This is a genomic window from Paenibacillus sp. Soil750 (assembly GCF_001428045.1).
GTDB lineage: Bacteria > Bacillota > Bacilli > Paenibacillales > NBRC-103111 > Paenibacillus_E > Paenibacillus_E allorhizoplanae.
Genome location: NZ_LMSD01000013.1, coordinates 1 through 12,566, shown reverse-complemented (window position 1 = coordinate 12,566; position 12,566 = coordinate 1). Strand labels below are relative to the sequence as shown.

10 protein-coding genes and 1 pseudogene are annotated in these 12,566 nt (G+C 43.2%); 8 read left to right on the top strand and 3 right to left on the bottom strand.

The window, feature by feature from the left end; translation table 11 throughout:
- Position 1 precedes the first annotated feature (1 nt).
- The 4 genes and pseudogenes from ASL11_RS17345 to ASL11_RS17330 all read left to right on the top strand — a co-directional run.
- A complete protein-coding gene (locus tag ASL11_RS17345) occupies positions 2-871 on the top strand; it encodes a carbohydrate ABC transporter permease (protein WP_082562226.1) in 870 nt (289 codons plus the stop codon).
- Between the two features lie 68 nt (positions 872-939).
- Positions 940-2,532: an extracellular solute-binding protein gene (locus tag ASL11_RS17340; protein ID WP_056617204.1), complete on the top strand. Its 1,593-nt coding sequence runs from the start codon at positions 940-942 to the stop codon at positions 2,530-2,532.
- A 111-nt stretch (positions 2,533-2,643) separates the two neighbouring features.
- Positions 2,644-5,292, top strand: coding sequence for a glycosylhydrolase-like jelly roll fold domain-containing protein (locus ASL11_RS17335; RefSeq protein WP_056617201.1), 2,649 nt, complete (start codon positions 2,644-2,646; stop codon positions 5,290-5,292).
- Between the two features lie 45 nt (positions 5,293-5,337).
- Positions 5,338-6,108, top strand: a pseudogene (locus ASL11_RS17330) (aldo/keto reductase); the annotation flags it as partial.
- Positions 6,109-6,203: 95 nt separating this feature from the next.
- On the opposite strand, the gene ASL11_RS17325 reads toward ASL11_RS17330, so the two are convergent.
- Both ASL11_RS17325 and ASL11_RS17320 read right to left on the bottom strand, forming a co-directional pair.
- Entirely contained in the window at positions 6,204-6,722 is a 519-nt protein-coding gene (locus ASL11_RS17325) for a GNAT family N-acetyltransferase (protein WP_056617194.1), read from the bottom strand.
- Positions 6,723-6,743: 21 nt separating this feature from the next.
- Positions 6,744-7,196, bottom strand: a complete 453-nt coding sequence (locus ASL11_RS17320) for a MarR family winged helix-turn-helix transcriptional regulator (protein ID WP_056617190.1) — start codon at positions 7,194-7,196, stop codon at positions 6,744-6,746.
- Between the two features lie 221 nt (positions 7,197-7,417).
- Between ASL11_RS17320 and ASL11_RS17315 the strand changes: the two genes are divergently transcribed.
- Positions 7,418-7,693, top strand: a complete 276-nt coding sequence (locus ASL11_RS17315; protein WP_056617187.1) for a chorismate mutase — start codon at positions 7,418-7,420, stop codon at positions 7,691-7,693.
- Between the two features lie 617 nt (positions 7,694-8,310).
- Here ASL11_RS17315 and ASL11_RS17310 read toward each other — a convergent pair.
- Positions 8,311-9,282: a 2-hydroxyacid dehydrogenase gene (locus tag ASL11_RS17310; protein ID WP_056617185.1), complete on the bottom strand. Its 972-nt coding sequence runs from the start codon at positions 9,280-9,282 to the stop codon at positions 8,311-8,313.
- A gap of 199 nt (positions 9,283-9,481) precedes the next feature.
- Between ASL11_RS17310 and ASL11_RS17305 the strand changes: the two genes are divergently transcribed.
- From ASL11_RS17305 to ASL11_RS38155, 3 genes are read left to right on the top strand one after another with little or no spacing between them, the layout of a single operon-like run.
- Positions 9,482-10,495 carry a GntR family transcriptional regulator gene (locus ASL11_RS17305; protein ID WP_056617181.1) on the top strand — a complete coding sequence of 338 codons (1,014 nt, stop codon included), beginning with the start codon at positions 9,482-9,484 and terminating at the stop codon, positions 10,493-10,495.
- Between the two features lie 16 nt (positions 10,496-10,511).
- Complete coding sequence (locus tag ASL11_RS17300; RefSeq protein ID WP_056617178.1) at positions 10,512-11,990, top strand: alpha-N-arabinofuranosidase; 1,479 nt, start codon at positions 10,512-10,514, stop codon at positions 11,988-11,990.
- Between the two features lie 12 nt (positions 11,991-12,002).
- Positions 12,003-12,290: a DUF6171 family protein gene (locus ASL11_RS38155; RefSeq protein WP_436243801.1), complete on the top strand. Its 288-nt coding sequence runs from the start codon at positions 12,003-12,005 to the stop codon at positions 12,288-12,290.
- Positions 12,291-12,566: the final 276 nt, after the last annotated feature.

Genomic DNA, 12,566 nt, shown 5'->3' with positions numbered 1-12,566 from the left:
TATGCTTGAATCCAGAGGGGAAAAATTATTCGGTTCAGTCGTTACTATCATCCTCCTACTTGTATCTTTCATCGCAATTATTCCGCTATTATCCGTACTCTCGACCTCATTCAGTTCTAAACGGATGGTGGACATGAATCTGGTCACAATTTGGCCAAAGGAATTTACATTAGCGTCCTGGGATTTTATGATGTATCGTCCTGATTTATGGAAGTCGTTCTTCTTAACACTGGGCACAACGGTGATTGGAACGATTTTGGCGCTGCTCGTCACGGCCCTTCTTGCATATCCGTTGTCTAAATCGGAATTTCGTTGGGGCCCTGTCATTATGATCGGTGTCGTAATTGCGATGATCTTCAAAGCGCCTCTAGTTCCTTATTTTCTAACAGTAAAAGGTATCGGACTTTACAATAATCCATTGGTGTTAATCATACCTCATATCTTAAATCCATTTAATTTGATCATCATGCGTACATTTTTCAAGCAGTTTTCCAAAGAGTTGGAAGAAGCTGCTTTTATAGAGGGCTGTGGATATTTCCGAATGCTGTTCCAATTTGTACTTCCGCTTTCCAAGGCTGTACTAGCTACTCTGGCTTTATTCTACGGTGTTGTGTTATGGAACCAGTTCCAGCATCCGCTGATGTTCTTGCAAGACACGAATCTATTCCCACTGCAAATTAAGATTCGGCAGTTCATCACCGACGACAACATATTGGTTACAGGAGCCGTTTCTACAGCTGGTTTAGCGTACAATGAGCGTACCCTTCGGGCGACAACTGTTATTTTTGCGATGATCCCTGTTGTGGCTGTATATCCTTTCTTGCAAAAATACTTCGTTAAAGGAGCTATGCTTGGCTCTGTAAAAGGATAATCCACATCGGTTTGTAGGCTCATTGAGTCTTAAACATAAACTATTTTAATAATTAGGGGGAACATGGAATGGTTATCAAAAAGATTGGGGTACTTGCGGCAGTCAGCGCCCTTGCTTTTACAGTAGTAACAGGTTGTAGCGACAAATCGAATTCTTCCGAAAGTGCAAGTTCTTCATCGACGGCGCCGAGCCAGGGGGCATCTCCCAAGGCGGAAGACATTGTTGATATTGAAGTCTGGGGAACTAACATCGGGTATAAACCAACTACCAAAGGCAGCAAATTGTATGAATTTTATAAAGAAAAATTAGGCGTTGGCGTAATTAGTCCATATGTGGAATGGAACGGTGGAACTGCTTATTTAAATACGTTAAACCTTAAGATTGCATCCGGAGAATTACCTGATTTGTTCTTGCCACAACAGGGCCTTGAAAATACGTTGGCAAAAAACGGAGCTATCGCTGATCTAACCGATCTGTTGCCTAAATATGCGCCTAATTTATGGGAAGCGATTCCGAAAGATATGTGGGATATTGTAAAAGCCAACGACCCTACCGGTCAGGGCAGAATTTACTATATCCCTGGTATGGTAGATTACGGAAGATATTCTGGCATGATCCGCAAAGATTGGCTAGACAAGCTAGGCTTACAGATGCCGAAGACGCAGGATGAGTATGTAAAGGTTTTAGAAGCATTCAGGGATAAGGATCCTAATGGCAATGGGCAGAAGGATGAGCTTCCGGCAGGTGGCCGTCAGGAAGCGCGCTGGATGGATCAATTGTTTGCGATGTACGGTGTAGCTATGTTTGAAGGCTATCCGGATTGGGACCTTTATGACGGCAAGCTAACTTATTCCGCGGTATCACCGAATATGAAGTCTGCCTTGGAGTTTATCTCCAAGATGTACAAGGATGGATTAATCGATAAAGAATCCCTACTGAACGATAAAGCGAAGTGGGATGGCAAGGTTGCAGCTAACAAGGTAGGTAACTACTTCCACTGGGCAGAACAAACCAATCTTTATTTAGATAACTTGCAAAAGAATAGTGGTGTCAAGGGTACTTTTGCTTCTCTTCCATTACCAGAGGTTCAAGGATATAAGGGCTTCTATACTTGGAAGCGGTTTACACCTCCGGCATGGGTTGTGAAGAACAACAAGGATCAAAAGAAGTTAATGGCTACATTAAAGTTACTGAACAACATGTATGACAAGAAAAATTGGAATGCCCTGTATTTGGGTGTTGAAGGTATGCATTATACGATGAAGGATGGCAAAGCCGTTAAACTTCCGGATGATAAAAGCACCCAGGAGAATCTCATCCTAGATCCTTATTCCAAAATTTCGACTCTTGATTTTACAAGTAATCTGCTGAAAACGACGTCATCGGAAGATAGAATGTGGGAGATTGATCAAACCGTTCAAATCATGCAGGATGCCCAGAAGTATGCGAAAGTCATTGCTGGAGACGGAATGCCGGCAAGCGTCTATGAGGGTTTCCCAGATATCAATAATCGTACACTCTATATCGAATACGCCAGCAAGATCATAACAGGACAGTACCCGATCAGCAAGTTCGATGAGTTTGTAGAAAAATGGAATAAATCGGGCGGCGAAGAGGTTACGAAGCGTGCAAGAGAATGGTATGCAAAAGTGAAAAAATAAATGGTAAACGCTAATATCCGCTCGGCTTCTCATCGAAGTCGAGCGGATATTTCAATCCAACTTGGGAATTGAAAGAACTGAGCCTAAGTTGCAATAGGGGGCTATACAATAATGAGTAATCGTATTAAGGAAGTACTTGAAGGTCAAGAACATAATTATATCCTTCCTTTCCTATGGCAGCATGGTGAGGAAGAACAGGTGATACGCGAAGAGATGGCCCGTGTTCATGAAGCTGGAATCGGAGCCGTTTGCATCGAAGCTCGTCCTCATCCTGATTTTTTAGGACCAAAATGGTGGACAGATATGGACATTATTATGGATGAAGCTCGGAATCGTGGAATGAAGGTATGGCTGCTTGATGATGATCATTTTCCAACTGGACATGCTGCAGGGAAAGTAAAGGAGGCTCCGGAGGAGCTTCATCGAAAGTTTTTGGCCGAACGCTACATCGATACACTCGGTCCTGCACAAGGAACCTCTTTATTGTTGGATACTTTGCTGATGCGAGGGCTTAGACCGACAATATCTCACACCGAACGAGCGACTGGCAAAAATAAATTAATCTCCGTTGTCGCGGTCCGTCGACATCCTTCGAATGGAGAATTACTTGATGAAAGTATTGATATCACTGATCTTGTGCAAGACGGTATCCTCTATTGGGATATCCCTGAAGGATATTGGCGCGTATTCATTATTTCCGAAAATAAGGATGGCGGCAGCCTACAGCAGGAAGATTATCTGAACCCGCTAGACCGAGATTCCGTTCGTATTTTGCTCGACACGGTTTATGAAGCTGTGTATGAACGATACAAGACAGATTTCGGGAAGACATTTGCCGGATTCTTCTCTGACGAACCGGGATTTTACAATGATAAGACCACCTTTGACTTTAATTCAAGACCAGGAAAACAAGGAGTGCCGCTCCCTTGGAGCAGTGAAATGCCGATCTTACTTGAGCAGGCATTGGGTGAGAACTACCGTAAGCACCTCTATCTACTCTGGCATGAGGGGGGAGAACAGTGCAATATTGTAAGGTACACCTATATGAATATCGTTAGTAAGCTCTACGCGGATAACTTTTGCAGCCAAATTGGAGAGTGGTGCAGAGACCGAGGAGTAGAATACATTGGACATGTCCTCGAAGACAACAATGTGCATGCAAGGCTTGGCTCTGGAGCCGGACATTTCTTCCGCTCTATGTGGGGACAAGATATGTCTGGCCTCGATGTAGTGCTATGGCAAATTGTTCCCGGCTTTGATGAATTGTCTTATAGCAAGCCTGGCGGGGATACGGATAGCGAATTCTTCCACTACGGCCTTGCTAAGCTTGGTGTATCGCTTGCACATATCGATCCGAAAAAACAAGGCAGAACCATGTGTGAAGTGTATGGTGCGTACGGCTGGGCAGAAGGTCTAAAACTAATGAAATGGCTCACAGATCATATGTTAGTTCGTGGTGTTAATTATTTTGTCCCGCATGCTTTTTCTCAAAAAGCTCCTGATCCGGACTGCCCGCCGCATATGTATGCAGGCGGAAAAAATCCGCAATACCGCTATTACAAACATTTAAATCATTACATGAATCGGATTAGTCACTTGATCTCAGGCGGAAGACATGTGGCCACTGCAGGCGTCGTATACCACGCTGAAGCCGAATGGTCTGGGGAAGCGATGTATTTCCAAAAGCCCGTGAAGCAATTGATGCAGCATCAGATCGACTGCGATGTGCTTCCCATTGATATTCTTCTAAGTGACGCAGGTGTGCTAAACAACAAGCTGCATGTCAATAACGAGGATTTCCAATGCCTTATCTTCCCTTATGCAGAGGCAATTCCCGCAGCGATGATTAGGCGATTAGTGGAGTTTGTCGAGCAAGGGCTAGCTGTTCGTTTTGTAGACGGACTACCGGAACGATCTAGTGAGGGCTCCGAGGTTTCTGACGATCTAGCTTACCTTGCCGATCACAAGAACGTAAAGGTTGTTGACTTAGAAGATCTGGTTCAAGTACTTATTACTGACGGACATTATGAAATTAGTGTGGACGAACATGAGCCATATCTTCGGAACTATCACTATAAGCATGATGGGTTAGATGTGTTTATGTTCTTTAACGAACATCCGCATCAAACGATCCGTAGGGAAATAACTTTGCCAGTTCAAGGTGATGTATATGCTTATGATGCATTTCGTAATCAGTTGACCAGTTTACATGTAACACATGAGAATGGTGCGAATGCGGTGGAGGTTGTTCTTCATCCGTATGAGTCCATCGTACTGCTGCATGGTACTAACCTTGAAGGTTATGAGGCATTGCCGCAGCATACAATTGGTTCTGGCGTTGAGTTGAAGGGTGAATGGAGCGTATCCACTGCAGAGTCTGTGCACTATCCTCATTTTAAGGAATGGGGGAAATTAGAGGTTTTAACGAATATGAGTGGTCCTAATTATTTACCTCAATTTACAGGTACCTTCCGTTATGAGACTGAATTTGAGTGGAACGAATCTGCTGACCAAGCAATTTTAGACTTGGGTGAGGTCTATGAGACAGCGCAAGTGTGGATCAATGGTGAGGAAGCAGGAGTACGCATTTGTCCGCCTTACCGTGTTGAGATTCATGGCTTAATAAATAGGGGTAAAAACAAGTTAGTTATCGAGGTTACGAATACGTTGGTGAAAGAACAACCTGATTTCTTGTCGGCATTTGCGCAGCAAGAACCAAGTGGACTCCTTGGACCTGTAAGAGTGATCCAAGTAGAATAGAGATACTCCGATTGGTTACCAGGCGAACGTAGTCGTAGCGAGAAGCTCATTGGGGAATGGATGAAGTCGCGTAAGAATCGCAGCAAGATCGTTCTCGCGACCAAAGGAGCTCACCCTGAGTTAGAGACGATGCACCTACCACGCTTAAGCAGGGAAGATATTATTAGCGATGTGGAACAGAGTCTCCTTCATTTACAAACAGATTATATTGATCTGTACTGGTTACATCGGGATGACCCACAGCGTCCAGCCGATGACATTATGGATACGATGAATTTGTTGGTACAACAGGGCAAAATTAGATATTTCGGTTGCTCTAATTGGAGATCGGAACGAATAGAAGTTGCACAGCATTATGCAGGAAAGAAAGGAATACAAGGGTTTGCTGCCAGTCAAACCAAATGGAGCCTTGCTTCGTATTCCCCTGGAAATGATCCCACGACAGTTACAATGGATGAAAGTGAGCTAGCGTATCACGAACGTACGGGAATGCCTGCGATTCCTTATAATTCACAGGCATCTGGCTTTTTCAGTGGTCGATACAAGAGCGAAATGCTGCATGAGCCGAATAATGATAATAAAAATGTATGGAAGCTTTGTAATGAAAAAAATATACAGAAACTAAAGTCTGTCGAAGCGATTGCCCAGCGTCTAGATCTTACGATGACCCAAGTATCTCTAGGCTACTTACTTAAGCATCCGTTTCCTGTCTTTCCAATTTCCGGTTGCAAAAATAACAATCAATTGGACGATTCCTGTGCTGCAGGCGATGTTCATCTTGATGATCAGGCTTATGCTGAGCTGCGGGGCATTTAATAGAAAATATGTGGAACAAGTTCTGGTAACCAGATAGAAACGGCGACAGTTTTAAATTTTTTCATCCATGACTGTCGCTGTTTCAATTTGCCATGTTATAAGAGAGTTTTGGTCATTATAATATCTATTTGTTCTTCATCACCCATATAGAAAGAGTGGGCTCCTGTTTGTACAAAGTCCATTTTTTTATAAAAGGTAATTGCGCTCTCATTTTCTTCCCAAACCCCTAGCCAGATCTTCTGTTTTTTCAGTTCTACCGCTCTTTCTATGGCTATATTGACTAGATATTTGCCAAGCCCCTGTTTATGATGGTTTTTCCTTATATAAATCCTTTCGATTTCAAGCGAATCATTGCCCATTATTTCAGTTTGAGCATCATGGGTGTTTACCTTTAAGTACCCGGCAATTTCCTCATTAGCATAAATAAAAAAGAATTCTGTAGAGAGATTTGATAATTCTTTTTCTAATTGTTGTAAGTTAAATGCTTTTTTCAAGTATGCATTCATATTTTCAGGTGAGTTTTGATTTTTGAATGTTTCAGTAAATGTTTCAACGCTAATTTCTTGAAGTAAATCTAGATCTTTCAATGTGCACTTCTTTATGTGTACAGTCATTTTTGTGCTCTCCTTTAAAAATCAATAAATTCTCTTGTTTCCTTTTTTTACAAACTCCCAGTCTTTTTCTACGTTTTTTCTGACTCTTTGTAGCAGATTATAAATCGTTTCTATTTCATTTTCGGCTAATCCAGAAAGTGCGACTGAATTGGAATAATCGGTTTCCTTCTTTATAAAAGGATAAACGGTCTTCCCTTTCTCTGTAGGAAATAGTTTTTTAATTTTTTGGTTAGATGGATCATCATTCTTTTTAATAAATCCATTAATTTCCAGTTTCTTTATTGAGCGAGCAGCTGTTGTTCGGTCTACCTTTATCATTTCAGCTAACTTTTCTTGAATAATTCCTGGATTTTCACATATTCGTACGAGGTATAAGTACTGACCTTTTGTAAGGTCATAATTTTTAAATTCTATGTTACTTATAGAATCCAAAGCTCTAGCAATCATCCCAACCTCACGTAGAATTTCCTTCATAATGGCAACTCCGCTGATATTTTATTTTCAAACATAGTAGAAATAGTATATCGTTTTTGTTGTATTTGCAATAAAAATTCGTTGCAGTTCCATAATATTAAGATTAAAGATAGATAATGTCTTATTTACAGCCAATTTAATTGTATGGTATTCTATGAATCAAACTTCGCTCTATTACATAAAAGCGTTAAAGCAAAAAGTTAAACGAGGAGGTAATCTGGATGACAGAACTAGATAAATTGAGAAATGATATTGACGAAATTGACCAAAAAATAATAGCTTTATTAGCTAAAAGATTTAAATATACAGAAGAAGTTGGCATATATAAAGCGAAGAATCAGCTAAATGCACAGGATACTAACCGTGAAAATCAACAGTTTCAAAAAATTATTCAGCTCTCAGAGCAGAATGGTTTAAATCCTGAATATGCATCAGAAATATATAGACGTATAATCGATATTGTAATTTCTCGGCATCAAGAGTTACTTACAAAATAATAATTATTACACCTAATGGGAAACGATGTTGAATGACTTAAGAATAAGAAGGCTGCCGACCGTAATTGTTCGGCAGCCTTTTCAGGTTACCGGCAGGACTTGGAAAATACTTATTTCATGGCTGATTATTATTTTTGGAGTTCTAGGAACGATGGGGAAGTCAAATGTAGCGTCTACTGCGAATCCGAAGATGAAGTACAGGTTGGGGACATGGTGAGGATCTTAGAATATGCTCACTGGAATAATGGCGAGGCATTTTATCGTACAGCCATTTGCTCTACAATGGTTGACCCAGAATTTTTTAAAAAATCTAGATATTATCCAACATCTAAGACCTGGAAATCTAAATATCAAAATGCAGGGCTAACTCGATGGGATTCTGAAGGTAATAAGTATCAAGAAAAGTATCAAAGAATAAATAACCCAATCAATGGCCTGTCTGTTACTCATTCAGCGCATCCTCTAACTCCCACGTATCGCCAATCCCACACACCTTATAGCAGGTGCCCTCCAACGAGCTCGAGCCGTGGAAAGATTAACAGCCAGCTCTCCTCATTGTTCTCGTATCGAATGGGCGCACTTTCACATCTGGGTTAATGCACATACCAGCATCTCTACTATTTCTTCAACTCCGCGACTAGGTTTGGAGGAATTTCGCCTTGCAGGCCTTTCACCAAATTATTTGCAGCAAGCATCGCCATATCGAAACGAGTCTGATGTGTAGCCGATCCGATATGCGGCAGGGTTACGACGTTAGGTATTTGCAATAGCTTGTTGTCTGGATCTACTGGTTCTTGCTGGAAAACATCAAGACCTGCTCCACGGATGTTTCCTTTTTCCAAAACTTCAATAAGTGCTTCTTCATCCACAGTTTGCCCACGGGACGCATTAATAAAGATGGCTGTATTCTTCATAAGAGCCAGCTCTTCACGGCCGATGAATCGAGTTGTTTCAGGTGTTAATGGCGTCATGACTACAACAAAATCAGACTCTCGCAATAGTTCCTGCAATGAGCGATAGACGACGCCAAGCTTCTGCTCGGCTTCCGTTTTTCTGGTGCGATTGTAGTATACGACATCCATACTAAATCCAAACTTTGCCCGTCTTGCAATCGCTTCCCCGATACGGCCCATGCCAATAATCCCGAGATTAGCATGATGAACGTCAATACCGAAAATGTGCTCATCGCTTCCTTTTTTCCATTTTCCAGCCTTCACGTAAGCATCAAGCTCTGGAATTCTTCTCGCTGTAGCCAAGATAAGTCCGAAGACCGTATCGGCTACTGTTTCATCCAGTACACCCGGTGTGTGAGTACCCATTACATCCCTGGCTTTCATTGCCGTTGTATCGAAATTATTGTAGCCAACCGAGACATTGCTAACTATTTTGAGCTTCGGTGCATGTTCCAATAGTTCCTGATCAATGCTTCCGCCGGTTATTAAAAGTCCATCTGCATCGGACAGCTCTTCTAACAGCTGGTTACGAGGGATTTCCTCTTCCCTGTCCCACTTTCGATAATCGCAGTGTTGAGCAATGTACGCTTCCACTTCAATTGGAACTTGCTTTGCAAGAAATACTTTTGGCCGCATTTCCATAACTCCCTTCCATTCTATGGATGCATCATACCAAAAAAAATAGTCAAAGAAGTTTTTTTTGCCGACCTTTCACAGAAAAAAATACACACATCAGAAAGAGAAGAAAGTTCTAGACACTACTCACCTCTACGTGGTATCTTATTGGTATTATATTGTTTTTGAATGGTATTACCCGGATTGGTGGTTTGTACTTATGGAGAAATCTCCACTTATTAAAGAGAAACTCGTCGAACAGCTTCGAATTCAAATTCAATCCTTGCAAAAGGATCAGCTTGTCAAAATCCCCTCTGAGCGAGATTTGGCTGATAATTTCGAAGTGAGTCGGGTAAGTGTTCGCGCTGCAATCAAAATATTGGTTCAAGAAGGCTTGCTCGTTCAATTGCAGGGCAAAGGTACTTACATCGTGCCAGCAGTCCGGTTAGACACACTTTATGTCATGTGTTCGCCTGATATTAAAGGCAATGACCCCTACTACACGAACTTCCTTGTTGAAATTACGAATCTAGCTGCGAAGCAAGCAATCAAGATTTCGATGCTGCACTATGATCAGTCAAAAGAACTCCCAAGTCCGCTCATTCTGATCGGGCAAATGGAGGACGAGCAGCTGGATCGCCTTAGCCAGTCATCTGCCCAGCTGTTCTCCGTTCAGAGATACGCGCATCGAGAGGACATCATCCAAATTTATTTTGATGATTATCGAATCGGCAGCAAAGCGGCCAAAACATTGTACGATGCAGGACATCGGACGTTCACCTTGCTTGCTGGCCCAGATAAATACGATTCCTCTAGGCTGCGCAAGCAAGGATTTCTCGCGTATTGCCAAGGGCAGAACGCCAACGTCGAAGTCATCACGGAGAAAATGAACTGGGAGGGCGGCCGCCGAGCCGCAGATCTCTTACTCGCGACCGGCTTGCCGCAAGCTATTTTTGCAGTAAACGATTGGATGGCTGTCGGATGTATTCAAGGCCTTCGTGAGAATGGCCGCGCCGCTCCGGGCGATGTGTCCATCATCGGCTGCGACGATATTCCACTTGCTGCGCAAATCTCACCTAGACTGACGACGTTCAGCTTGGATGCCAAGCATCTCGTCGAAGAACTGCTATCCGCGATTCATCGCAATCACGCGCAAGAGTCCATCGCGAAGAAACAAATCATACTTTCGGCTGCTCTGATCAGTCGGGAGTCGGTTTCCAATATCAATCAATAAGGAGTCGATACTTTTCATGGCTAAGCTGACTATTCATTCGGATTCACCTCAACACACAATTAATCGCAATATTTACGGTCATTTCTCTGAACATCTGGGACGCTGTATTTATGAAGGCATCTGGGTTGGACATGACTCTCCGATCCCTAACACAGAAGGTATGCGGAACGATGTGCTAGAAGCGCTGAAAAAGCTGCAAATTCCCGTTCTTCGTTGGCCGGGAGGCTGCTTCGCGGACGAATATCACTGGAAAGATGGCGTCGGTCCCGCGGAAAAGCGTAAACGCATGATCAATACCCACTGGGGCGGTGTACTGGAGAACAACCATTTCGGGACACACGAGTTTCTGCGTTTATGCGAGTTGATCGGTGCTGAGCCTTATATCAGCGGCAATGTTGGAAGCGGTACCGTCGCTGAAATGTCGGAGTGGGTTGAGTATATGACCTTCGACGGTGAGTCGCCGATGGCGAACTGGCGTCAAGAGAACGGCCGCGAGAAGCCGTGGAAGCTGAAATATTTTGGCGTAGGTAACGAGAACTGGGGCTGTGGCGGGGATATGCGGCCTGAATACTATGCAGATTTGTATCGCAGATACGCTTGCTATGTTAGGAATTATGGAGATAATAAAATTTTCAAAATCGCTTGCGGCGCCAACAGTGCTGATTACAATTGGACCGAAGTGTTGATGCGCGAAGCGACCAAGTACATGGACGGAATCAGCCTCCACTACTATACAGTGCCAACGGGTGTTTGGAAGGATAAAGGCTCCGCAACCGATTTCAATGAACAAGACTGGTTTAAAACCCTGGAAAAAACGTTATTCATGGATGAACTCATCACTCGTCATTCTGCCATTATGGATACTTATGATCCGGACAAAAGAGTCGCCCTCATCGTCGATGAATGGGGCACTTGGTACAATGTGGAGCCTGGCACGAATCCTGGCTTCCTCTTTCAGCAAAATACGATCCGCGACGCACTTATCGCTGGCATTAACTTAAACCTCTTCCATCAGCATAGTGATCGTGTGCGTATGGCCAATATTGCTCAGGTCGTTAACGTTTTACAATCCGTTATCTTAACGGAAGGCGCTGACATGCTGCTTACGCCGACTTATCATGTTTTCGATATGTACAAGGTGCATCAGGATGCGAGCCACATTGCTGTAGAAGCTGAAAGTCCTGCTTACGCCATGGACGGCAAGCAAATCAGCCAACTCAGCGCCTCCGCTTCCCTCAATGCGGACAATCAATTGCATGTTTCTCTTTGTAATTTGCATCATGAGGAACCGCTTGTGGTTCAATGCGAATTGAAGGGTTCGCAGCGCGGTACGATCTCTGGTACAGTCATCACATCTGATACGATGCAGGCACACAACACCTTCGAGGAACCAGATGCCGTGCAATCACAACCTTTTACCGACTACCGTATCGAAAATGATGTACTCTTGGTTACCCTTCCTGCTCGTTCCGTGGTCACACTTTGTCTGACGTAGGAGCTTAACTTGATGGATAACTGGGCTGAAACTAGATCAGAAGTCGGCACTGATTGTAAAGGCTGTTCGGCCTCCGTTCACGTGACACCAGAGGAAATAGCCAAGCTTTTCGGCGAGACGCTCCGCGTTCGTAACCTGAAACTGACAACAGAAGCGGAATATGACCGTCGAATCGCCGTCTGCACAAGCTGCAGCGACTACCAGTTGGGCACAACATGCCGACACTGCGGTTGTTTAATGGGCATAAAAGCGAAGCTTAGCAGCGCTCGCTGTCCTTCTCCGTTTGGTAGTAAATGGTAACTAAATGCTAGCAATTTGATAGTAAAGTGATGAGGAAACCCCTTGTGAAAGGGGGTTTTTCTCGTCCTCAAAATTTTTTTAATTGCGCTTACAACTCAGCAACGATGGGTAAGTAAAGTAAAGAGTTGTACATTGTTCAGCTCTGGTGTGGGTCCTATAATGAAAGCGTACACATTATACAGTGTCACAGTAAGAGAATCGTTAAAACTAGAAATGGGGGATGTTCATGAAACTTATGAAGCACAAAATGAAAACGTTATCCGTTTCAATCTTAGC